Annotated in this window: 19 protein-coding genes; 12 read left to right on the top strand and 7 right to left on the bottom strand. The window is 72.1% G+C overall.

Annotated features, from left to right (window positions below; translation table 11 throughout):
* Positions 1 to 100: 100 nt before the first annotated feature.
* The 4 genes from mimD to PSED_RS03245 all read right to left on the bottom strand — a co-directional run bounded on the left by mimD (position 101) and on the right by PSED_RS03245 (position 4454).
* Positions 101 to 478, bottom strand: coding sequence for a propane 2-monooxygenase effector subunit MimD (mimD, locus tag PSED_RS03260; RefSeq protein WP_013672836.1), 378 nt, complete (start codon positions 476 to 478; stop codon positions 101 to 103).
* Entirely contained in the window at positions 475 to 1662 is a 1188-nt protein-coding gene (locus PSED_RS03255; RefSeq protein ID WP_013672835.1) for an aromatic/alkene monooxygenase hydroxylase subunit beta, read from the bottom strand. The genes mimD and PSED_RS03255 overlap by 4 nt, the downstream gene beginning before the upstream one ends.
* A complete protein-coding gene (locus tag PSED_RS03250) occupies positions 1659 to 2714 on the bottom strand; it encodes an FAD-binding oxidoreductase (protein ID WP_013672834.1) in 1056 nt (351 codons plus the stop codon). The genes PSED_RS03255 and PSED_RS03250 overlap by 4 nt, the downstream gene beginning before the upstream one ends.
* Before the next feature lie 102 nt (positions 2715 to 2816).
* Positions 2817 to 4454 (bottom strand): ferritin family protein, encoded by a 1638-nt coding sequence (locus tag PSED_RS03245; protein ID WP_041760377.1) that lies wholly within the window; start codon positions 4452 to 4454, stop codon positions 2817 to 2819.
* A 475-nt stretch (positions 4455 to 4929) separates the two neighbouring features.
* On the opposite strand from PSED_RS03245, the gene PSED_RS03240 reads away from it, so the two are divergent.
* From PSED_RS03240 to PSED_RS03190, 11 genes are all read left to right on the top strand, one after another.
* A complete protein-coding gene (locus tag PSED_RS03240) occupies positions 4930 to 6732 on the top strand; it encodes a sigma-54-dependent Fis family transcriptional regulator (protein WP_041760376.1) in 1803 nt (600 codons plus the stop codon).
* Positions 6733 to 7002: 270 nt separating this feature from the next.
* On the top strand, positions 7003 to 8181 hold the full coding sequence (locus tag PSED_RS03235) for a thiolase C-terminal domain-containing protein (protein ID WP_013672831.1): 1179 nt from the start codon (positions 7003 to 7005) through the stop codon (positions 8179 to 8181).
* A complete protein-coding gene (locus tag PSED_RS03230; protein WP_013672830.1) occupies positions 8178 to 8582 on the top strand; it encodes a Zn-ribbon domain-containing OB-fold protein in 405 nt (134 codons plus the stop codon). The genes PSED_RS03235 and PSED_RS03230 overlap by 4 nt, the downstream gene beginning before the upstream one ends.
* A 126-nt stretch (positions 8583 to 8708) precedes the next feature.
* A complete protein-coding gene (locus PSED_RS03225; protein ID WP_158511287.1) occupies positions 8709 to 9701 on the top strand; it encodes a TAXI family TRAP transporter solute-binding subunit in 993 nt (330 codons plus the stop codon).
* A gap of 14 nt (positions 9702 to 9715) precedes the next feature.
* Positions 9716 to 10783, top strand: coding sequence for an LLM class flavin-dependent oxidoreductase (locus tag PSED_RS03220; RefSeq protein ID WP_013672828.1), 1068 nt, complete (start codon positions 9716 to 9718; stop codon positions 10781 to 10783).
* The gene (locus PSED_RS03215; protein ID WP_013672827.1) at positions 10780 to 12273 is read left to right on the top strand and encodes an AMP-binding protein; all 1494 of its coding nucleotides are present in this window, start codon (positions 10780 to 10782) and stop codon (positions 12271 to 12273) included. Before PSED_RS03220 ends, PSED_RS03215 begins: the two co-directional genes overlap by 4 nt.
* Positions 12266 to 13072 carry an alpha/beta fold hydrolase gene (locus PSED_RS03210; RefSeq protein ID WP_143770339.1) on the top strand — a complete coding sequence of 269 codons (807 nt, stop codon included), beginning with the start codon at positions 12266 to 12268 and terminating at the stop codon, positions 13070 to 13072. Before PSED_RS03215 ends, PSED_RS03210 begins: the two co-directional genes overlap by 8 nt.
* Positions 13069 to 15030: a TRAP transporter permease gene (locus tag PSED_RS03205; protein ID WP_013672825.1), complete on the top strand. Its 1962-nt coding sequence runs from the start codon at positions 13069 to 13071 to the stop codon at positions 15028 to 15030. The genes PSED_RS03210 and PSED_RS03205 overlap by 4 nt, the downstream gene beginning before the upstream one ends.
* 16 nt (positions 15031 to 15046) lie before the next feature.
* On the top strand, positions 15047 to 15790 hold the full coding sequence (locus PSED_RS03200; protein ID WP_013672824.1) for a FadR/GntR family transcriptional regulator: 744 nt from the start codon (positions 15047 to 15049) through the stop codon (positions 15788 to 15790).
* Between the two features lie 44 nt (positions 15791 to 15834).
* Positions 15835 to 16737, top strand: coding sequence for an ABC transporter ATP-binding protein (locus PSED_RS03195; protein ID WP_013672823.1), 903 nt, complete (start codon positions 15835 to 15837; stop codon positions 16735 to 16737).
* Positions 16734 to 17921 carry an ABC transporter permease gene (locus PSED_RS03190; RefSeq protein WP_013672822.1) on the top strand — a complete coding sequence of 396 codons (1188 nt, stop codon included), beginning with the start codon at positions 16734 to 16736 and terminating at the stop codon, positions 17919 to 17921. The genes PSED_RS03195 and PSED_RS03190 overlap by 4 nt, the downstream gene beginning before the upstream one ends.
* On the opposite strand, the gene PSED_RS03185 is transcribed toward PSED_RS03190, so the two are convergent.
* Positions 17918 to 19477: an FAD-dependent monooxygenase gene (locus PSED_RS03185; RefSeq protein ID WP_013672821.1), complete on the bottom strand. Its 1560-nt coding sequence runs from the start codon at positions 19475 to 19477 to the stop codon at positions 17918 to 17920. The two genes, PSED_RS03190 and PSED_RS03185, sit on opposite strands and share 4 nt — an antisense overlap.
* 52 nt (positions 19478 to 19529) lie before the next feature.
* On the opposite strand from PSED_RS03185, the gene PSED_RS03180 reads away from it, so the two are divergent.
* Positions 19530 to 20174 (top strand): TetR/AcrR family transcriptional regulator, encoded by a 645-nt coding sequence (locus tag PSED_RS03180; protein WP_013672820.1) that lies wholly within the window; start codon positions 19530 to 19532, stop codon positions 20172 to 20174.
* Between the two features lie 339 nt (positions 20175 to 20513).
* Here PSED_RS03180 and PSED_RS03175 read toward each other — a convergent pair whose 3' ends face one another.
* Together PSED_RS03175 and PSED_RS03170 are read right to left on the bottom strand one after the other, a co-directional pair.
* On the bottom strand, positions 20514 to 21887 hold the full coding sequence (locus PSED_RS03175) for a sunset domain-containing protein (protein ID WP_013672819.1): 1374 nt from the start codon (positions 21885 to 21887) through the stop codon (positions 20514 to 20516).
* Between the two features lie 54 nt (positions 21888 to 21941).
* On the bottom strand, positions 21942 to 23330 hold the full coding sequence (locus PSED_RS03170) for a cryptochrome/photolyase family protein (protein ID WP_013672818.1): 1389 nt from the start codon (positions 23328 to 23330) through the stop codon (positions 21942 to 21944).
* Between the last annotated feature and the right edge of the window lie 33 nt (positions 23331 to 23363).

The raw sequence follows: 23363 nt of genomic DNA, 5'->3' as shown, positions 1-23363 counted from the left end.
TCTGCGCGGGGTGAGAGAAGTTGTGGAGCGGCCCGGGTCGCCGGCCGCACCGGCGTGCGCGGTCGGCGACCCGGGGATGGTGACGCGAGGCGCCGCTGGACTAGCGGGTCACCTCGGGCGGGAGCATGTCGCCGATGAACTCGGCGGCCTCCTCCAGATTCCCGAACATGACGGTCCGGTCATCCATGTGGATCATCTTGCCGTAGTGCGTGGACATGTTCTCCTCGAACTCGGCGGCGTCGTAGAAGCCGGGCTCCTCGCCGAGCGCCTCGGAGATCTCGTCGTAGACGAAGTCCATGCGGCCCACGCAGTCGACCCGGATCATCGACGGCAGGTGCGTCACGGTGACGTTCTCCTGCTTCGCCATCACATCCGCGACGACGACCCCGACCTGGTTGTTCATCAGGGTGACGCCGGCCTTACCGGACGCGGTGTTGTCGGCCTTGAACGGGCTTTCTGCGGTCTTGAAACTGGTCACAGGTTCAGCTCCTTCGGGGCTTCCAGTCCGAGGTCGGAGACGATTCCGGCGAACCGGCTCTTGGCGCGGTCGAGGCTGTCCTCGAATCGCGGGGGCTTGGCGTCGGGCAGCGACCAGATCGGCTGCAGGGTCCGGGCCGCCTCGAGTGCCTGCGGCACCCACTTGGCGAGCCAACCCTGCAGGAGCTGCTTGTTGTGGTCGGCGAACTCGCGGTCCTGAACCAGCGGACCGAAGCAGGCCTGGGTCCAGCGCAGGTCACGCTGGGCGTAGTCGTACTCCGCGGCACCCATGACGGTGGGGGTGACGAAGTCGCCGTTGCCGGCCGCGACCTGCATGACCAGGTTCGACCGGAACAGCTCGCCGATCAGCGGCTCGAAGACGACGTTCGTGGCGAACATCATCTCGCCCCAGTCGTCGTCGACGGCCGTGAGGGCCTCGGTCACCTTGCGAACGCCCTGCCAGACGTCGTCGTTGTTCCACGCGTCGAGGTGGGCGCTCCCGTCGAACCCGTCGATCTCCTCGCTCAGGGTCAGGTTGTAGAGCGCGAGGTCCTGGGCGAACCGGATCTTGTGCATGCTGTTCACCGCGATCGCGGTGTTGTGCATGTTCGTGGGCGCCGAGCGGTTGCAGGCGGCGAACACGTACAGACCGAGGATGTGCTCGACGTGCATCCAGGCGCCGACGTTGCGCTCGACGAAGTTGACCCAGTTGGGGGTCCAGTTGTCGAAGCCCTTCAGCACCCGGGCGTTCTCGATGTTCTGGTTGACCTGGCGGACGACGTTCGCGTTGTAACGGTAGAACGTCATCTCCCATTCTTCGTTGGGGTCACGGAACTCGTGCCAGCCGTGGGCCGGCCAGTCCGCGACGTGACGTCCGCCGGAGCCGATGCCGCGCTCGGGCTCGGGCTCGTCGACGCCCCAGGCCTTGAGCTTGGTCCAGGTCAGCGGGTAGCCGCGGGAGCCGTCCGCGAACCCGTAGATCCAGCCCTGGGACAGGTAGTGGCGCGGGTCGGGCTGGACGTCGACGGTGACGTCCTCGTAGTGGGTCTGCTTGCGCTTCGCCGGCTTGTAGTAGTTGTAGCGACGGGCGCTCGCACCGGAGTCGGGGAATTCCTGGGCGCCGGCTTCGGCGTCGGTGAAAGTAGGCTTCGGAACACTGCGTTCCGGACGTTGAGTGGTCGTCATTGGCCGTCCTCGCCTCCTTGTTCACCGGTGGTGGTGAACTTGTCGTAGAAGATGTTCTGCTCAGACACTCCGAGTGCCGTGAGCACCGGGATCGCCGCGTCCACCATCGGCGGCGGTCCACAGACATAGGCATCCCGGCCCGAGAGGTCCGACTCGAGCCGCTTCACCACGTCGGTGATCAGCCCGGTCTCGCCGCTCCAGTCGTCGCCGTCCGCCGGCTCCGACAGGGCTGGGACGTACCGGAAGTTGGGAAGCCGTTCCTCCAACTCCCGCAGTTCCTTCTCGAAGCACAGGTCCCGCTGGCCGCGGGCCCCGTAGTAGAAGACGGCCTCACGCTCGACGCCACGGTCCGCCATCGATCGCAACAAACCGAGCACCGGAGCCAGTCCGGCCCCGCCGCCGACGAAGATCAGCGGAGAGGAACGGCTCTCGCGCAGCGTGAAGGTGCCGAACGGGCCCTCCACGTCGAGCCGGTCGCCGACCGAGACCTTGGTTGCGAGGAACTCCGAGAACAGGCCATCGGGGTAGATCTTGATGACGAACTCGAAGTGGCCCTCGCGGCCCGGGACGTTAGCCATGGAGAACGAGCGGCTCTCCTCGGTGCCCGGCACCATGAGATCGAGATACTGCCCCGGGAAGAACTTGATCTCCTCGGGTTCGACGAGCTTGAGAACCAGGTGCCGCATGTCGTGGGTGACCTCCTCGTTGGAGACCACCTCCGCGACACCCTTCCGCAGCGGGAGGCCACCCCGGATGATCTCCTCGTCGTAGTTGAGGAGTTCGATCACGAGGTCCTCGTACGCGTGCGCCCGGCACAGGAGGGTCGAACCCTCCTCCTTCTCGTAGTCCGGGAGCGCGAACGTCGAGTACGAGTCGTAGTCGATGTCCTCGCCCTCGAGCACGAAGGACTTGCAGGCGGCGCACTGACCTTCCTTGCAGCCGTGCATGAGCTGGACGCCCTGCTCGGCGGCGGCACGAAGAATGTTCTGGTCCTCGTCGACCTCGATCTCGATGCCCACCGGCTCGAACCGCACGATGTGCTTTTTGCCCATGACTTCCTTTACCGGTCGACCTGCTTCATGTACTGAGTTCGGCCTGGCAGAGGAAGGGCCGACGGTGGCGCCGCCGGCCCTTCCCCCTCACCTGACCCGCGCTCAGGCGTTCTCAGGTGCCGGACGTCCGGCGGGCCCCTGACGGATGTAGTCAGCGTGGAACGCCGCCTTGCCGGCGTCGTCCATCTCGTTGATCAACACGTTGGGGCTCTGCAGCGGAGGACACCGCCGCATGTGGTCCAGAGTCCACATCTTGCTGGGGTCGAGGTTCAGATGCGGCTGCGCCGTCATCGTCTTGCCGTCGTCCCGAACGAAGCCCATGTCGGACACGACATCGGCCCAGTTCCAGCCGTGGTACAGGGTCTCCCACTCGCGGTGGCCGACCAGGCGACCCATGTTCGGGGTCTCGCGACCCTGGTACGTCGGGCGGAAGGCCTCGACGTCCGTCCAACGGCAGACCTCGTGGCAGTACGTACGGGTGACCCCGTCGACGTCGGCCATGACCATGTCCTCACGGACCAGACACGGGACCATGCAGGTCCAGCAGCGGGCCGGGTAGACGTAGTCCACGTCCTCGAAGACGATCGGGTTGTGCCCGTTCGGCGTGGCGAGGCGGTTGTAGTTCTCCCACCACTTGCCGTACTTGTCGTACCAGCCCGGGTACTTGTACTCGAACCACTCGAAGTCCTCGTCGGTCATGCCGTCGATGCGCCAGTAGTTGGCGAGCCAACCGGTGGCGAAGAACTGCGCGACCTCGTGGACGTAGCCCTTCTCCCAGATCTGCTTCCACGACTCTTCGATCAGGTCGTGCGGGATGACCAGGCCGTACTTCTCGAGCGGGATCAGGTAGGCACGGTAGTAGTCGTCGTAGATCCAGCGACGCCACATCTCCGCGTAGGACTCACGGTCCTTGCGGCGGTCCTTCGTGCCGTACTCGATGAAGGTACCGATGGCCGCGTCGACGACACGGTGGTTGTTCCACCACGCGTAGCGCAGGTCGCGCTCGAGCAGCTGGCGGTTGTCCTCGTCCGACAGCGCCATGAGCAGCGTGGCGTAGCCGTTGGAGATGTGCCGCGACTCGTCGGACTGCACCGAGTGGAACACCGTCGGCAGCAGGTAGTCGCCGTTGGCGGCCGCCTCGGCCGGCATGGCCACGAACAGCGTGTTGGTGAACGCCGTCTCGGCCACGATCGTCAGGTAGATCGACGCCGCGGTGATCGCGTCACCCGTGATGAACCCCTCGGCGAACTGACGGCCGATGGTGCCGCAGTAGTCGCTGTGGAAGTTCCGCAGGCTGTTGTTGAAGCCCGCCGGGTCGATGTAGTTGTTCATGTACAGGCGCTTCAGGTTCTGCTGGATCGTCGAGTGACGCACCTCGTCGATCATCTGAATGGCCTGGCCGTTGTGCAGCTCCGGGTTCGGAACCACGTGGAAGAGCATCGGCATCGACCGGGCCGCGGAGACCTCGGGCAACGGGATGATGCTCAGGAACAGCTTCTGCCACTCCAGCCAGCGCTCCTGCACCTGGCGGAACATGTTGCCGCGGATGGCACCGTCGGAGGCGCCGTAGACGCGGTGGTCCTTCTCCTCCTGCATGGGGAAGTACGACCGCAGGACCTGCTTGAGCGGGTCCTTCTTCGCGGCCTTGCGGAAGGTGTAGTCGGTTCCGTACTTCATGTACGGCTCGTGGTACTGCGGCTCCCAGGAGAGTTCCTGGATCTTCTGGTGAGCCTTAGCCAGACTCTGCCGACTCACGTCGTCTCCTCACGTGGTGGGTGTTCAGGGTTCGATGCGTGGACCGCACTGACCCCACTGCCCTCGCAACCCCTGCGGGCCTTCCGGCGTGGACGCGCCGGCGGGCCGTCTGCGATCGCGAGCCCGGGCGTTCACCGGGAGACAGCGCGGGCGCCCTCGGTGGCGGCTCGGACACGAGCGGTTGTGATCAGGGTTCGCGGGTCCCCGAACGCAGTGCCTCTCGTGCCGGGAATCACACCCCCGCAGGGCCTGACCTGCGGTCTCAATATGAGACGGTGGGCAGTTCGGGGGGCCCTATCGTTCGTGGCGTCCGGGCGGTACCGTCCGGATCGATGGCTCCTGCCACAAGAACGTGGCGGGTGGCTGCGTCCAGGAGGGCAACCGGTTGGTCCACTCGACGGAACACTCGACCCCCCACTCCTCGCAGCCGGCGACGGACGCCGGAAGCGAGGAAGCCAAGGTGCCCGTCGGCGCAGCCGCCGCGCGTGTGGCGGAGGCCCGGTCGGCGTTCCTGACCGACGAGAGCGTCGAACCGGGCGTCGTGCGCGCCCCCATCCTGGCCTCGTGGACGCGGTCGCGGAACTTCCAGGTTCCGGTCGACCACCTCGATCTGCCGTACGAGACGGCGTTCGACTCCGACTCGCTGCTCGCGCGCGCCGCCGGCCCGATCCTGGCCGAGATGAGCGACCAGCTCGCGACCGAGCCGGTGAGCGTCATCCTGTGCGACGACGACGGCGTCGTCCTCGACCGGCGCAGCACCGACACCAAGCTCAACCAGGGGCTCGACCGCATCTGGCTCGCCCCCGGCTTCAGCTACGCCGAGCGCTACGTCGGCACCAACGGCATCGGCACGGCCCTGGAGGGGCGCGGCCCGGCGCTGGTCTTCGGCCACGAGCACTACGTCGAGCACCTCGAGGACTTCGCCTGCGCGGGGGCCCCGATCCGCCATCCCGTCAGCGGCAAGCTGCTCGGCGTCATCGACCTGACCTGCTGGCGGCGCGAGGCGAACCGGATGATGGTCGCCGTCGCGACCAACATCGCGCGACGCATCGAGGAGACGCTGCTCGACCACTCCGGCCGGCGCGAGCTGTCCCTGCTGCACGACTACCTGGCCGCCTGCCAGCGCAACCGCGGCGCGGTGTTCGCCATCGGCGACGACCTGCTGATGATGAACGACCAGGCCCGGCAGCTCGTCGATCCGGCCGACCAGAGCTCGCTGTTGTCGCACGCCGCCGAGGCGCTCTCGACCGGCCGCCGTCGCCAGCTGCTCGTCGACCTGCCCAGCGGCGCGATCGCCCGCGTCCAGACCCGGCCGAGCTGGGGTGAGCACGGCGTCCACGGCGGCGTCCTGCACGTCCAGCTCGTCGCGGCGGAGGCGGCCCCGACCCGGTCGCTGAGCCTGCCGCCGCCCACCGCGCTGCCGGCCGCCGTCGGCTCCGGCCCGCTGTGGACCAAGTGCGTACAGGCCGTCGACCGGCACCTGCAGGCGCGGGAGTGGCTCGTCCTCGAGGGCGAGGCCGGCTCGGGCAAGCGCACCCTGGCGCGCGCCACCCACCAGCTCCGCAACCCGGCCGCCCACCTGCGGGTCATGGACGCGCAGGACTTCGGGCCGCGCTGGCTCGCCGACGTCCGCGAGGAGCTCGAGACGGGCAACGGCGGCACCCTGGTGCTCTGCCACGTCGACACGCTGCCGCCCGACGCCATGCGTGCGCTGGCCGACGCGCTGGAGCCGCACCGCGAGTCGACCGACCCGGAGCGGCCGTGGCTCGTGGCGACGGTCGACCGCGGCCGCGAGGACACCGCCGCGGACATGATCGAGCTGCTGGACTCGTTCCCGCGCACGATCGAGGTGCCGCCGCTGCGTCACCACATCGAGGACGTCGCCGAGCTCGTTCCGCACCTGATCGCGCGGCTGACCCGCGGCTCGGACCTCACGTGCTCCCCGGAGGCGATGCGCGTCCTCATGCGCAACCGCTGGCCCGGCAACGTCGAGCAGCTCTACCAGGTGCTGCGCAAGATCGTGGCGCGCAAGCGGTCCGGCACGATCGCCCCGGCCGACCTCCCGGCCGAGACCCGCGCGATCACCCGCCGCGTCCTCACCCCGCTCGAGGCGATCGAGTGCGACGCGATCGTCGACGCGCTGCTCGACACCGACGGCAACAAGGCCGAGGCGGCCCGCCAGCTCGGCATGTCGCGCGCGACGATCTATCGCAAGATCCGCGGCTACGGCATCTCGCTGCCGCAGCTGGCCGACTCCCGCTGAGCGAGTGTCCGACGGACCGCCGTCGATGGGCTCGGTGATCCGGGCGGTTCGTGGCACGGCGAACGCCGGGTCGGCACAACGGGCCTGATCGGGCCCTGCGACAACGCGGCCACGGGCCGCCCGGGCGCCGACCGCGGCGCGTGATCCGTCAGACGGCCCAGCCGCCAGGTTCGTCCTGCTCATCCGATTCCGGGCGCGCACCGCCGAGCGTTGACGAAAGTCTGTACAGACTTCTAAAGTCTGCACAGGCTTTCTCACGACGAGGTGGACATGCCTGGGCCGAGCTCGGACGGTTTCCCCGCAGGTGCCGTGATCACCGGTGCCGCGGAGGCCGGTGTCGCCTTCGACTGCGGCATGGCGGCGATCGACCTGGCCGTCGAAACGGCCTTGCAGGCCCTCGACGACGCCGGGCTCACCGCGGCCGACGTCGACGCGCTGCTCGTCGCGAAGGGCGCCGATCTCGTCCCGGCCGACCGGCCGACCCTGGAGCTCGCCGAGCACCTCGGGCTGACCCTGGACCGGACCGACACGACGCTGGCCGGCGGCGCGTCCCCGGTCGTGCAGATCATGCACGCCGCCGAGGCCGTCGCGGCCGGCCGCTGCCGCACCGCGCTCGTCGTCTACGCCAGCACACAGGCCTCCTCGCGGTCGCGCCGCCTCGGGGGACACGCCCGTCCCGCCGCCCACCGCTCGGCGCAGCTGGAGGCCGCGGCCGGGCTGCTCTCGCCGATCGGCGTCAACGCGCTCGCCGCCGCCCGGCACATGTACGAGTTCGGCACCACGCTCGACCAGCTCGGGATGGTCGCCTACTCCGACCGGTCGTGGGCCACGCGCAACCCCGCCGCCCTCAGGCGGGAGCCGCTCACGCCCGAGCAGATCGCCGCGTCGCCCCCGATCGCCGAACCCCTGCGGCGGGCCGACTGCTGCCTGATCACCGATGGTGCGGCCGCGGTCGTCGTCGAACGGGCGGGACGCCGCGACGCCCGGCCGGTCACGCTCGCCGGCTGGGCCGAGGCACACCGGCAGTACTCGCTGTTCGGCGCCGCCGGACTCACCCACACCCTCGCGGCGCGGACCGGACCGGCGGCCCTCGACATGGCCGGCATCGACGTCGACGACGTCGGCCTGGTCCAGCTCTACGACGCCTTCAGCATCCTGCCGCTGGTCCTGCTCGAGGACCTCGGGTTCTGCCCCAAGGGCAAGGGTGGTCAGCTGCTCGCCGACGGTGTCACCCTGCCCGGCGGGCGGCTGCCGATGAACACCCAGGGCGGCTCCCTGTCGCACTGCCACCCCGGCTACTACGGGCTGTTCCTCGTCGTCGAGGCGGTGCGGCAGCTCCGGCGGGAGGCCGGTGACCGCCAGGTCGACGCCGACTGGGCGCTCTGCCACGCGGCAGGGGGCGGCGCCTTCGGCGGTTCCCAGGCGACGCTCGTGCTGGGGGCTACATGAGCGCGGTCGACCTCGACGGCTGGTTGGCCGACCCGCGCGGCGGGCCCTACTGGGCGGCGCTGCAGGACGGCCGGCTCGTGACGCCCCGCTGCCGCAGCTGCGGGCACCGCACGTCCTACCTGCGGTGGGTCTGTCCGGCGTGCGGTGCCCGCGGCGAGGCCGACTGGGCGGAGACGTCCGGCGTGGGCCGCGTCCACTCGGTGACGACGCAGCACCGCGCGCCCGCCGGCTTCGACCTCGAACCGCCCTACCAGGTGGCCCTCGTCGAGCTCGACGACGGACCGCTCGTCCTGGCTCCGGTGCCCCCCGGAGCTGTGGTCGCCATCGGCGACACGGTCCGCGTGACGACGCGGGACGTGCCCGGGCTCGGCCGCTTGATCTCCGTCGGTCCCCGGTCCTGACCCGCCGTTTCCCCCGCAACACCGCCACGTCCGCTCTCCCACGTCCGGGCCCCACGCCCGGGCGACCCGCACACGCCCGTCCGTCCGTCCCCCATCGGCGCTCCTGGAGGCCACTCGATGAAGACCATGACCAGACCGCGATACCGGCTCGCGATCGCGGCCGTCGCGGCGGCGACCGCGCTGACGGCCTGCGGCGGCGGATCGACCGGTGCCGACGGCGGGCTGCCGAGCAACGTCAGCTTCGGGGGCGGGGCCTCGGGAGCGATCTACGGCGTACTGGCGACCGGGATGGCCGAGATCGTCAACACCAACCTGCAGGGGGTGAACGCCCGCGCCGAGGCCACCGCGGGAGGCCTGCAGAACACCCGGCTGGTCCGCGACGGCGAGCTGACGTTCGGGCTCACCGACCCACGGGTCGTGTACCCCGCGGTGCGCGCCTCCGGCGAGTTCGCCGACGAGCCACCGGCCGAGGACCTGCGGTTCGTCATGAACGGCTATCCGAGCCTGTACCAGGTCACCGCGCTGGACCCGAACATCCGCTCGATCGGCGACCTGCGCGGCAAGCGTGTCTGCACCGCCGCCGGGATCCAGACCGCGATGCTCGGCGAACTGCTGACGCCGTACGGCCTGGCGGTCGGTGACCTCTCGCTGTCCAACCTGGAGTGGACCGAGTGCGCCGACCGGATGAAGGCAGGCGACATCGACGTCATCGGGTACGCCGGTGGCCCCGGGGCGGCCGTGCTGATCCAGGCGTTCGCCGGGTCGCCGACGGCGCACATCGTCGGCATCGACCCCGACAAGGCCACGGCGATGAGTGCCCAGTTCCCGTGGTGGAAGCCGTCGACGCTGCCGGCCGGCACGTACGACGGCCAGACCGCCGAAGTGCCGACCGTGGAGATCTCCGGCGGCACGCTCGTGACCCGCGCGGACACCAGCGAGGAGCTCGTCCACCAGTTCCTCACGGCGCTGGAGTCCCACTTCGACCAGTTCTCGAAGGTCCACCCCCTCGCGTCGTACTACAGCCTCCCCGGCACCGCGACGAACACGATGAGCGACGTCCTGCCGACACATCCCGGTGCGGCCCGCTTCTACCGCGACAAGGGAATCCCCGGCTACTGACGGAAGGACGCGCCATGCAGTTCGGTCACCTGTTCTGGCAACAGACGCCCGACTTCTCGATGCCCCACGACGTGCGGCTCAACCAGGTCCTCGACCTCGCCACGGGCTGCGAGGACGCCGGGTTCGACAGCATCTGGTTCGCCGAGCAGCACTTCACCAACTACGGCTACTCCCCCAACCCGGTGCTCATCGCGACCGCCGCCGCGCAGCGGACGCGCCGGGTGCGCATCGGGCTGTCCATCGTCGTGCTGCCGCTGTGGAACCCGGTGCGGCTCGCCGAGGACCTCGCGCTGCTCGACATCTTCAGCAACGGGCGGCTCGACGTCGGGATCGGCAAGGGGTACCAGCACATCGCGTTCCGCGGGCTGGGGGTGGACATCGACACCCGCCAGGCGCGTTTCGAGGAGTCGCTCGACGTCCTGCTCCGGGCATGGACGACCGACGAGCTCCAGCTCGCCGGCCCGACCTGGGTCACCCAGCAGGCCGTCAACGTCCTGCCCAAGCCGGTGCAGCGACCCCACCCGCCGATCTGGGTGGCCGTCACCAGCGACGACAACATCCGGTGGGCCGCCACCACGGACTTCCACGTGTTCGGCTCGGCGAACTGGGTCACCAACCAGCGCGGCCTCTCCGACCATGAGCTCTACCTGCAGGAACGCCGGGCCGCAGGGCGCTCCGACGACCGCTGGAGCTACGCGCTGAACCGGCAGACGCGCGTGCTGGCCCAGGGCGAGGACCGCGACGAGGCCTGGCGGGTGTTCGCCGACCGGTGCCGCTACACCTTCCGGCTCGCCCGCAGGCTGCGTCGCGACACCGTCCGGTACGAGCGCGGGATCGTGCACTCCGACGTGATCGAGGACGAGCCGACCGACGCCGAGCTGCGCGAGCGCACCCTCTTCGGCACCCCGGACGAGATCGCGGAGCGGGTCGTCAAGCTGCATGCGACGCTGGACACCGACCTGATCATCACCCAGATGGACTTCGGCGGCGCGCCCCACGAGGAGGTGCGCCGGTCGGTCGAGCTGTTCGGGACGGAGGTCATCCCGGCGGTACGCAGCGCGTTGCCCGCGGAGACGAGGTGATCACCTACGCGGACTACCTCCGCCGCGCGGCGCGCCGCTGGCCCGAGCGGACGGCCGTCGTGTCACCGTCCGCGTCGGTCACCTTCGCCGGGCTGCTGGCGAGCGCCGAAGGACTCGCCACCGGGCTGCGGGCGCGCGGCCTCGGCGTCGGGGACCGGGTGGCCGACCTGCGCGAGAACAGCGTCGAGAGCGTCGTGACCGACTTCGGGTGCGCGCTGGCCGGCGTCACCCGCGTCTCGGTCAACCCCCGCTCCTCGGACGAGGAGATCGCGTTCGTCCTGCGCGACAGCCGCCCGTCCCTGCTGCTCGCGGACGGTGCGAGCGCCCGCCGCGCCGCCGCGGCGGGCCTGGACCGGCTCGTCGGCGTTGTGCTCGACGAGCTGCCGTCGGCCACCGGCCCGCGCGCGGAGGCGGTCGTCGTCCGTGACGAGGACGTCCTCGCCCTGCGCTACACGGGCGGGACGACGGGCCGCCCGAAGGGAGCGCTGCGCACCCACGGCCACCAGCTCTGGGTGGCCACCAACGTGCTGCTCGACCTCTGCGACCTCCGCGAGTCCGACGTCCTGCTGCACACCCAGCCGCTCTCGCACGGCGCCCACGTGTTCGTCCTCCCGTGCGTGATGCGCGGAAGCACCCAGGTCGTGCTGCCGCGGTTCGACCCGGCCGAGGTCGTGCGCACGATCGCGGAGCACGGCGTCACCGTCGTCAAGTGCGTGCCGACCGCGCTGCACCGGCTCCTCGACCACCTCGACCTGGAGCCGGCCGCACTCGGGACGCTGCGCCAGATCATCTACGGCGCGGCGCCGATCCCGGAGGTCGTGCTGACCCGCGCGCTCGACCGGTTCGGCCCGATCCTGTCGCAGACGTACGGGCAGACCGAGGCACCCGCGACGGTGAGCGCGCTGACCGTCGAGGACCACCGGCGCGCGATGAACGGCGAGAGGCACCTGCTGCGCTCGGCCGGCCGGCCGTACAGCACCGTCGACGTCCGCATCGTCGACGGCGAGGGTCGTGAGCTGCCCGCGGGCGAGACGGGCGAGGTCTGCGTCCGGGGCCCGATGACCATGTCGCGGTACTGGGAACGCGACGGGTCGCCCGTCGACGACGCGGGGTACGTCCGCACCGGCGACGTCGGCTACCTCGACGCGGAGTCGTACCTGTACCTGGTCGACCGCAGCCGCGACGTGATCATCTGCGGGGGCTACAACGTCTACCCGCGCGAGGTGGAGGAGGTGCTCTACACCCATCCCGGGGTGTCCGAGGTGGTGGTGGTCGGCCTCCCCGACGCCGAGTGGGGCGACCGGGTCGTCGCCGCCGTGGTGCCGCGTGGCACGCCGGACCTCACCGAGCTGCTCCGGCACTGCCGGGACCGGCTGAGCACGTACAAGGTCCCGCGCGAGATCCGGCTGGTCGAGAGCCTGCCCAAGACCGCCGCCGGCAAGCAGCTGCGGCGCGAGGTCGCGGAGGTCCTGCGCGGTGGACATGGCTGACCCCCGCACCGAACGCACCCGGCTCGACGCACCGGGCGGAGCCGTGGCGGCCTGGACGACCGCCGCCGACCACGACGCGCCCCCGCTCGTCCTGCTGCACTCCCTGGGCCTCGACGGCCGCGTGTTCGCCCCGGTCGTGCGCGTGCTCGCCACGCGCCGCCGCTGCCTGGCACTCGACCTCCCCGGGCACGGCGGCACGGGCGCCGACCACGGGTTCGACCTCACCGACGCCGCGGCCCGCGTCGCTGCCGTGGTCTCCTCGCAGGCGCGACCGGTCGACCTGCTGGGGGTGTCGCTCGGCGGCGTCGTCGCGCAGCTCGTCGCAACCCGGGTACCCGCGGCCGTCCGCCGGCTCGTCCTCGCGCACACGTTCGCGTACCTCCCGACCGGCGACGCCCGGCTCGCCGACCAGCGGCGCCGGGTCGCGGCGCTGCCGGACCCGGCGTTGTGGGCCGCGTCCCGGGCCGACGCGGTACTGAGCTCGGACGCACCGCGGGAGTGCCGCGACCTCTTCGTGGCGGCCGCCACGGCGATGGACCCGGCCCGGTTCGTCGAGGCCGCCGCCGCCGTCTACACCGTCGACCTGCGAGCGGACGCCGCGCGGATCGAGCGGCCCGCGCTCGTCGTGGCGGGCCGGCACGACGACCGCGTGCCGGCCGCGGCGACCGACGCCCTCGCCGCGCTGCTCCCCGACGCCCGGGTGACGACGGTGGACGGCGGGCACCTGTCCCACCTCGACCGGCCCGGCGAGTTCGCCGCGACCGTCGCGACCTTCCTCGACCAGGAGTGCCGAGCATGAGCAGCGCGGAACCGGACGTCGTCGAGACGCGGGCCGACGACGTCCCGGCCGAGGCGGTCGCCCGCGAGCGGCCGCGCTGGCGGCAGGTGACGTTCGTGGCCCTGGCCGTCCCGTACACCCTGTTCCACCTGTGGATCGCGTACAAGGGCTGGCCCGCGCCCTTCCAACGCCGGGCGCTGCACATCGGCGGCGGGTTCGCGCTGCTGTTCCTGTGGTTCCCGATCGCCGTCGACGGCCGCCGCCGCGCGCTGCGTACCGCGCTGGACGTCCTCGACGTGTGCATCGCGGTCTTCGCCGTGGCCCAGGCCGTCCACCTGTTCCAGTCGGCGTCTCGGCTGCTCACGAAGACGGGTCTGGTCGACCGCACCGACGCGATCCTCGGCGTCGTCACGGTGCTGATCGTGCTCGAGGGGACCCGTCGGGTGCTCGGCTGGGGACTCACGATCCTGGGCGGCCTCGCACTCGCCTACATCTTCCTGGGCCACTACCTGCCCGGCGCCGTCGGCCACGGCGGGTACTCCCTCAACCGCGCGGTGTCGACCATGTACCTCGGCACGGACGGGATATTCGGGACGCCGACGGGCGCCTCCGTGGACTACGTGTTCATCTTCCTGTTCTTCGCGGTCGTGCTGGAGCGCGCCGGGGCGTCGGCGGCGCTGTCGTCGTTCGCGACGGCCGCCTTCGGCCGCTTCCGCGGCGGCCCGGCGAAGGTGGCGGTGGTGGGCTCGAGCCTCTACGGGACGATCTCGGGCTCGTCCGTGGCCAACGCCGCGTCCATCGGGCCGTTCTCCATCCCCATGATGATCCGGTCCGGCATCCGGCCCCGGGTGGCCGCGTCGATCGAGTCCGTGGCCTCCGTCGGCGGCCAGTTCGTGCCGCCGGTCATGGGCGCCACCGCGTTCATCATCGCCGAGCTGCTCGCCAAGCCCTACGGGGAGATCATCGCGGCGGCCGCGATCCCGGCGGCGATCTACTACGTCGCGACGTTCCTCTACGTGCACTCCTACGCCCGCGCCCAGGGCATCCCCCCGATCGGCGCCGACGAGATCCGCACGGCCCGGCACACGTTGGCGCAGAACTGGTTCCGGGTCACCCCGCTCCTGGTGCTCATCCTGCTCGTCGCGGTGCTGAAGCTCCCGGCCGGACTCTCGGCGCTCTACGCCGCGGGCCTGACCATCGTCCTGGCCCTGACCCTGCCCGAGGTCCGGCGGCACGTCCTGCGGTTCGGGCTCGCCGTCTGCCGGGCGACGAGCCTGCTGACACTGCCGGTCGTCGCGGCGATCGCCACGGCGGGCATCGTCGTCGGAGCGCTCAGCCTCACCGGGATCGGAGACCGCCTGGCGAGCCTGCTGGTCGCCGTCTCCGGCGGGAACCTGCTCGTCCTGCTGATCATCACGATGGTCGCCGCGCTCATCCTCGGCGCGGGGCTGCCCACCGTCCCGACCTACATCATGCTGGTGGTGCTGCTCGCGCCGGCGCTCATCGAGCTCGGCGTCCCGCCGCTCGCGGCGCACTTCTTCATCTTCTACTACGGGGTGCTCGCCGACCTCACGCCGCCGACCGCGGTCACCGTCGTCGTGTCCGCGGGGATCGCGGGTGAGAACCCGTGGAAGACGATGCTCACGGCGACGAGGGTGGGCATGTTCGCCTACATCGTCCCGCTGCTGTTCGCGCTCTACCCGACGCTCGTCCTGCAGGGACCGTTCTCCCTCGCGGAGACCGGGCTGACGGTGCTGTCGACCGTGGTCGGCGTGGTGGCGACCGTCGCGGCGACGCAGGGCTGGCTGCTCGGCCGGCTGCCGACGTGGGCGCGGGTCACGATGATCGCGCCGGTCGTCCTCGTGCTGCTGCGCTCGGTCATACTCTCTGCGGTCGCCGGCGTGATCGTCGTGGCCGTGGTCCTGCTGTCGCGGCGACGCCGACCCGTCGACGTCCACGCGGCTACGGTCGAGCGGTGACGAGGGAGGGCGTGCGGTGACCGACGGGCGTGCGCCGGAGGCCCGGCGGCGGAAGGTGGCCGAGGTGGTCGCCCGGGAGCTGACGCTCTCGATCCTCGACGGCGAGCTCCCCGCCGAGGCACCGCTGCCCACCGAGCGGGAGATGATGGACGATCTCGGTGTCGGCCGGCCCGCCCTGCGTGAGGCCCTGCGGCTGCTCGAGGACCGGGGCGTACTGGAGATCCGCCTGGGCCGCAACGGTGGACCGGTCGTCCGCCATCCCGGGACGGCCGACTTCGCGGCGCCGCTGGCGCTGGTCCTGGCGTTCCAGCGGGCGACGCTCGACGACATCCTCGTCGCCCGTGAGGCGATCGAGCCGGCGGCGGCCGGGCTCGCGGCGCTGCGCCGCCCCGACGAGGCGGTCGACGAGCTGCGGCGATCGGCGGCACGCATCCTCGAGGCACCCGACGACCACGACGTGATGCTGCGGGAGAACGCCTTCTTCCACGCCCGGATCGCCGACCTGTCCGGCAACGCCGTGCTGCGCGTCTTCATCGACTCCGTCAAGTCACTGCTCGAGGACGCGAGCCTGACCGTGGACTACCCGGCGTCACGTCGGCAGGCACTCGGCCACGCCCACGACGCGATCGTGGAGTCGATCGCGGTCCGCGACGCCGCCGCCGCGACCGAGGCGATGCGCGTGCACCTGGTCGAGGCCCGCTCGTACTGGCGCGACCACTTCCCCGCGCTGCTCGACCGGACGGTCCGGCAGAGCCTCTGACACCCGGGCCGCACCGGGCGCCTCCCCTCGTTAAGGTCGACCGCATGCTGGAGATCGGGGGGATCAGCAAGAGGTTCGGCCAGGTCCAGGCGCTCGACCGGGTCACCTTCGCGGTACAGCCGGGCGAGCTCTTCGGGTTCGTCGGGAGCAACGGCGCCGGCAAGACGACGACGATGCGGATCGTGCTCGGCGTGCTCTCCGCCGACGCCGGGGAGGTCCGCTGGAAGGGCAGACCGATCGACGCGGACGTGCGTCGCCGGATCGGCTACATGCCCGAGGAGCGCGGGCTCTACCCGAAGATGAAGGTGGGTGAGCAGCTGGAGTACCTCGCCCGCCTGCACGGCCTCGGCGCCGCCGACGCGCGCGCCGCCGTCGAGCGGTGGACGGCACGGCTGGGCGTCGAGTCACGAATCCGCGACGAGGTGCAGAAGCTCTCGCTGGGCAACCAGCAACGGGTGCAGCTCTCGGCGGCGCTCGTGCACGATCCCGAGGTCCTGGTCCTCGACGAGCCCTTCTCCGGGCTCGATCCCGTCGCCGTCGAGGTGATGAGCGCCGTGCTGCGCGAGAAGGCCGACGCGGGGGTGCCGGTGATCTTCTCCAGCCACCAGCTCGACCTGGTCGAGCGGCTGTGCGACCGCGTCGGCATCATCGCCGGGGGCCGGATGGTCGCCGTCGGCACCGTCGACGAGCTGCGCACCGGTTCCGTCGAGCGGATCGACGTCACCGGTCCCCCGCCGGGGTGGGCCGACGGGCTCGCGGGGGTGCGGGTCGTCGCCGCCGCGCCGGGGACGACGCGCGTCGAGCTCACCGGGGCCTCCGACCAGGACGTCCTGCGGGCTGCGCTGGCCGCCGGGCCCGTTCACGAGTTCGGCCCGTTCCGGCCACCGCTCACCGAGCTGTACCGCGACGTCGTCGCGGCGCCCGTCGCCACCGAGGAGCAGTCGTGACCGCCCCGCTGACGCCCGGCCGGGCCGTCCTGCTCGTCGCCCGCCGCGAGTTCACCACCCAGATCCGGTCGAAGAGCTTCGCGATCGGGCTCGTCGTCACCATCGTCATCTTTGCGATCTACATCGCGCTGTTCAGCTTCATCGGCAGCCAGAGCTCCAGCAACACCCTCGGCGTCACCTCGTCGACGGTGTCGCTCGAACCCGCGCTGCAGGCCGCGGCCCGGGCAGAGGACCGCACGCTCACGATCACGCAGGTCGACCGCGCCGCGGGCGAGGCCCAGGTCGCCGACGGTGACCTCGACGCGCTGTTCGACGGCGGGCCCGGCACGTACTCGTTGCTGGGCAAGGACACCGTCGACTCCGACCTGCAGCGGCTCGTCTCCACCGCCGTGCAACAGACGACGCTCACCCAGGCGCTCACCGCCGCCGGCCAGGATCCGGCTGCCGTCGCGGCCCGCGGGGCCGTCGCGATCGACACCCAGGTGCCCGTCGATCCCGAACGCGGGCAACGCCTCGTGCTGGCCATCGTCGTCGCCGTGCTGCTGTTCATGTCGCTGATCGGATACGGCAACGCGGTCGCGCAGGGCGTCGTCGAGGAGAAGTCCAGCCGCGTCGTCGAGCTGCTGCTGTCGACGATCCGACCCGTCCACCTCTTGAGCGGCAAGGTCCTCGGGCTGGGACTCGTCGGGCTCGTGCAGCTGCTGATCCTCAGCGGGATCGGGCTGGTCGGCGCGCTGGGTGTCGGCATCCTGACGATCCCGACCGCCGCGGCGGGCGCACTCGTCTCGGCCGTCGTGTGGTACCTGCTGGGGTTCTTCCTCTACGCGTCGATCTACGCGGCCGCGGGCTCGCTCGTCTCGCGGCAGGAGGAGCTGCAGTCCACGGTCGCGCCGATCATGTTCCCGCTGTTCATCCCGTTCATCTTCGCCGTCAGCGTGCTGCCCAACGACCCGCGCAACACCCTCGGCGCGATCCTCTCGTTCATCCCGCTGTTCTCGCCGACGCTGATGCCGGCCCGCGCGGCGATGGGCGTCGCGCCGATGTGGCAGGTGCTCGTGGCGATCGCGCTGACGGTGCTGGCGATCGTCGGCGTCGTGCTGCTGGCCGCACGGATCTACAAGAACTCCGTGCTGCGCACCGGCTCCCGTGTCGGGCTGCGCGAGGCCCTGCGCACCCGCGCCTAACCCCGTGAGGGGCAACGGTCGCCATGGCGACCATTGCCACTCGCGAGAGTGTGGGCGGCGCACCACGTCGCGAGGGCGTCGTCGAGGGTCCGGGGGTGGCTGCCGGAGGGGCCCGCCCACGCCACGTAGCCGTCCGGGCGGACGAGCAGACGGCGGCCGGTGAACTGCGGGTCCTCGGTCGTCGCGACGACGTGGCGCGCCCCCGGCACCGCGTCCCCGGCGACGCCGAGGTCCAGCAGCAGGGCCGCCCCGTCGTGCTGCAGGTCGCTGACCCGCGTGTGGTCCGGAGTGCGCAGGTCGAGATCCGGCATCCGGGAGCCGACCGGCGGCGGGCCCTCGATCGGGTAGCGGATGTCGAGCCCGCTGACCATGCCGGCCAGGTAGCGGTTGGCCTCGGGCAGCGCGGCGATGCGCGCGAACAGCTCGCGCATGTCGACGGCGTCCGTGCCCGGCGTCGGGGACATGATCAGACGCTGCGCGCGGACCGACCTGATCACCGACTCGGCGACGGGGCGGCGCTCGGCCTCGTAGCTGGCGAGCAGGCCCTCGGGCGCGGCCCGGGTGAGCTCTGCCGCCAGTTTCCAACCGAGGTTCATCGCGTCCTGCACGCCCAGGTTGAGCCCTTGCCCGCCCAGCGGCGGGTGGATGTGCGCGGCGTCGCCCGCGAGCAGGACCGGCCCGCGCCGGTAGGTCGCGGCAATGCGCGTCGCGTCGCCGAACCGGGTGGCCCACCGGACGCGCCGGAGCCGCGCGTCGGGCCCGTGGACCGCCGCCAGCGCGACCCGCACCTCCTCGGGGTCGACGGCCCGGTCACGCTCGGGCTCCACGGCCGGACCCGCGATGCCGAAGACGACCCGGAACGCGTCGGCGCCCGGCTCCATCAGCGAGTTCGCCATCATCCAGTAGCCGCCGGCGATCCGCGTGTGACCGGCGATGTGGCCGATGGTGCGCGGGATCGTGTCGGGCACGACGTCGAGCTCGACGTCGGCGCTCACCGCGGACATCGTCGCCGGGTGGCCGGGGAAGTCGATCCCGGCGAGCGACCGGACCCGGCTGTGCGCCCCGTCGGCACCGACGACGAAGCGCGCCGCGACCGTCGTGGTCGTGCCGTCGGGGTCGCCGATCGTGGCGACGCCCGCGGCGCCCTCGGGGCCCTGGACGGAGAGCGCGACGAGCTCGGCGCCGCGGCGTACGCGGACGCCCATCTCGTCGAGCCGCTCGGCCAGAACGGCCTCGACCCGGTCCTGCGGGATGGCCATCCCGCCCGGGTGCCGGGTGGCCCACGCGGCGACGTCGAGGTCGAGCGGTAGGCCCGCGAAGTGGCCGGTCGCGCCCTCGCGCGGGAGTGCCCGCGCCTCCATGGGCGCGTACAGGCCACGCATGTCCAGGACCTCGCACGTCCGCGCGCTGATCCCGCCGCCCCGGGACTGCCCGTGGGGCTGTGGTGCCCGGTCGATGATCTCGACCTGAACGCCCCGCATGCCCAGCTCGATCGCCAGCATCAGACCGGTCGGGCCGGCTCCGACGATCAGTACGTCCGTCTCCAGGATTTCCACACCTGGAGGATAAGTAAACCGAGTGCAGAATTCAACCGGGTACAGTTCGGCTGTGGCGGAACCCGGACTGCGGGAGCGGAAGAAGGCCCGGACGCGGACGGCGATCTCCGAGGCGGCGATCGCGCTGTTCCTCGAGCGCGGGTACGACGACGTCTCCGTCGCCGAGATCGCCGACGCCGCCGAGGTGTCCAAGCGGACCCTGTTCGCCTACTTCCCCACCAAGGACGCGCTCGTCCTGCACCGCTTCGCCGACCACGCCGACGACACGGCCGTCGCCGTCCGCGAGCGGGCGCCCGGCGAGTCCCCACTGGCGGCCCTGCGTCGTCGCCGCCTCGCGGCGATCGATCGCCGCGACCCGGCGGCCGGGGTGAACGACCACCCGGGCGTCGTCGCGTTCTACCGGCTCCTCGAGGCCACGCCCGCCCTGCTGGCCGGCATGGTGGCCTACACCCAGGCCTCGGAGGCGGCCCTCACCACCGCACTGCACGACGCGGCACCCGAGGCCGGGCCCACCGTCGCCGCCGTCGTCGCCGCACAGGTCGTCGTGACCGAGCGGGTGCTCGGTGAGACGTCGCAGCGCCGGATCCTCGCGGGCGCGAGCACCGAGGACGTCGTGCCCACCGCGATCGCCGAGACCCAGCAGGCCTACGACCTGCTCGAAGGGGGCTGCGCGCCGTTCGCCCGCCCCTCGTCGTGAGCGCCGGGGTCCGGCCGGGATCGCGCCGGAGCCGCGTGCTCGTCCGCGCGCTCACCGATGCGAGCGGGGACAGACGGTCGCAGCGCGGCAGGCTCGAGATCCTGTGACAGCACGCCGTGGCGTGTGGGCGGCCGACCGTGAGGGTGACCGACGTCGGGCGCGCGTCGCCCGGGAGCGCGCGGCTCCCGGGCACGGCGGGGCACGCGCTGCTCCCCGACGCGCTCGACGGGTCGAGGCGCTCGTGTACCCGACCGACGACGGCGCACGGCTCGGCCGGCCGCGCAGTCGCAGCGCGGCGCAGGGCCCAGGCGATCGGCCGGCGGCTGCCCGACGAAGGGGTCATCCCTTGCGACGCTTGGGCTTCCACTCGGTGAAGCCCGCCCGGGTCGCGGCCTCCGGCGAGGAGAACCAGGCCTCGGCCTTGGTCCGGCCGTAGTACGGGCTCTCCGGGGTGTGAAAGAGCATCGACCCGGCGTTGCCCTTGATCGTGTACTCGGGGCCCGGCGCGGAGCCGTCGGGCAGCGGCGCCGCCGAGCCCGGTCCGTAGGGGGCCCCGGGTGCGGACTCGGCCTCATGCACCGCGACCGGCGCCGAGGCGAGAGGCTGCGCCGCAGCCGTGCCCGCGCCCTTGCCGCGCCGGGTCGACGCGGAGGTCGCCTTGCCCGACCCGGCCCTGCCGGACGGGGCCCTGCCGGACGCCGACGTCTCGGAAGCGGCCGCACCGGATGCACCCGTGCCGGACGCGGTGTCGTCCGGGGCGGCCTTGCCCGACGCGGCCCTGCCGGCAGCAGCCGTGCTCGACGCGCCCGTGCCGGACCCCGCCGTGCCGGACCCCGCCGTGCCGGACCCCGCCGTGCCGGACCCCGCCGTGCCAGACCCCGCCGTGCCAGACCCCGCCGTGCCGGACCCCGCCGTGCCGGACCCCGCCGTGCCGGACCCCGCTGTGCCGGACGCGGCCTTGTCAGAAGCACGCGTGCCGGACGCAGCCCTGCCGGACGGACCCTTGGCGGCGGAACCGCGGTCGGAGGCGGGCTCCGGCGTCCGGGACGCGGCAGCCGCGGGAGCGGCACTCTTCGCGACGCCGTCGTCAGCGGCCGCCGTCTCCGCCGCCGCAGCCTTCTTCACGGCGGCCTGCTCGGCCGCCTTCTCCGCGGCCGTCTTCTCCGCCGCCGTCGGCTCCACGGCCGTCGTCTCCGCGGCCTTCTCCGCCGCCGCGGCCTTCTGCACCGCGGCCTGCTCGGCCGCCCTGTCGGCAGCCGTCTTCTCCGCGGCCGTCTTCTCCCCGGCCGTCTTCTCCGCGGCCGTCTTCTCCGCGGCCGCCGTCTTTCCAGCGGCCGACTCCTCGGGCGCCGGCCCTTCCCCGACCGACTCCCCCGCGGCCGGCGCTCCCGACGCCGTCTCGTGCGCGGCTCCGTCGGTGTGCTGGTCCCCGGTGCGTCGGTCCGCGGCCGGTGCCGTCGCGGTCGGCACCGCCGAGGTCGCGCGCAGCGGTGTGGCCGCGTTCTCGGACGCCGCCCGCGACGTGGGCTCGGGTGGCAGCAGACCGGCCGGGGACGGAGCACCGGAGGCCGTGGCGGCCACGCCGTCGCCGGGGTTCGGCGGGGCGGGGGTCGTCGTCGAGAAACGTCGGTACGCCAGCCAGCCGCCGCCGGCACCGATCAACAACGCGGGAATGATCCACCGGCGTCGGCGCCGGTTCGACTCGTCGGCCATGGGTGCCTCCGTTCCGGACGTCACCCGAGCCTAAAGGGGCGGTGATCGGCTCCTTCAGCCGCGCGCGGCTTTGACCCGCTCGTAGCGGGCGAGAGCCTCGTCGCGCTCGGCCCGGTGGTCGACGATGGGCTGGGGATAGCCGTCGGGGACCCCGTCGGGCAGCTTCCACGGCTGGTGGACGGCCCTGCCGGGGACGTCGGCGAGCTCCGGGACGAAGCGTCGGACGTAATCGCCGTCGGGGTCGAAGCGTTCCCCCTGCGTGACCGGGTTGAAGATCCGGAAGTACGGCGCGGGATCGGTGCCGCTGCCGGCCGTCCACTGCCAACCGTGCTGGTTGGATGCCAGATCACCGTCGACCAGCAACTGCATGAAGTGCCGGGCGCCCCACCACCACGGTAGGTGCAGGTCCTTGACCAGGAAGCTCGCGACGATCATCCGCAGCCGGTTGTGCATCCACGCCTGTGCGCGCAGCTGTCGCATCCCGGCGTCGACGATCGGGAAGCCCGTTCGCCCCTCGCGCCAGGCCGCGAACAGCTCGTCGGCCCGCTTCCCGGAGGCGCTGGGCAGCGCGTCGAACGCCCGGTCGTAGTTGTGGCGGGCGGAGTCGGGCCGCCGGAACAGGACGTCGGCGTAGAACTCGCGCCACGCCAGCTCGGTGCGGTACGTCTCGGCGGAGCCGGACCGGTGGCGGGACAGGTCGTGCAGCATCGTCCGCGGGTGGATGCAGCCCCATTTCAGGTACACCGACATCCGCGAGGTGCCCTCGACGTCGGGCCGGTTGCGGTCCTCGCCGTAGCGGTCGACGGCGTCGGACAGGAACGCCTTCCACTGCCGGTGCGCGGCGTCCTCGCCGGGGTCGGGCAGGGCGGCGTCGAGGGGCTCGTCGTCGGGGATGCGCACCGCGCGGGGGCCGGAGCCCTCGTCGGAGGGGTCGATCCACCGGACGGTCGCGGCGGAGGTGTCGGCGGGGCCCCGCCGGCGTTGCCGGGACCAGGTCCGGCGGAACGGGGTGAAGACCCTGAAGGGGTCCCCGTCGTCCTTGGTGACGCGGCCGGGCGCGACGGCGTAGGGCGACCCGGTGCGGACGAGCTCGCGGCCGTCGACGGCCAGCGCCTCCTCGACCGCCTGGTCGCGGCGGGTCCCGTAGGGCCCGAAGTCGGCCGCGACGTGCACGGTGCCGGCGCCGACGGCCGCGGCGACGCGGGGCACGACGTCGGCGGGATCGCCGCGCACGACGAGCAGCCGGCCCCCGAGCGCATCGTCCAGCGCGCGCAGGCAGCCATAGAGGAACGTGCGGCGGGCGGGACCGGACGGGTCCAGCAGCGCAGGGTCGAGGACGAACAGCGCGAGGGCCGCGGGACCGCTGTCGGCCGCGGCGAGGAAGATCGGCTGGTCCCGGACGCGCAGGTCACGCCGGAACCACACGACCGAGTCGGCACCCATGCGCCGACGCTAGCGGCGCACCGGGAGGGTCGC

This window comes from Pseudonocardia benzenivorans CB1190, from assembly GCF_000196675.2.
GTDB lineage: Bacteria > Actinomycetota > Actinomycetes > Mycobacteriales > Pseudonocardiaceae > Pseudonocardia > Pseudonocardia benzenivorans.
Note: the sequence above shows the minus strand (reverse complement) of the source record. Positions and strands in the feature narration are given on the sequence as shown.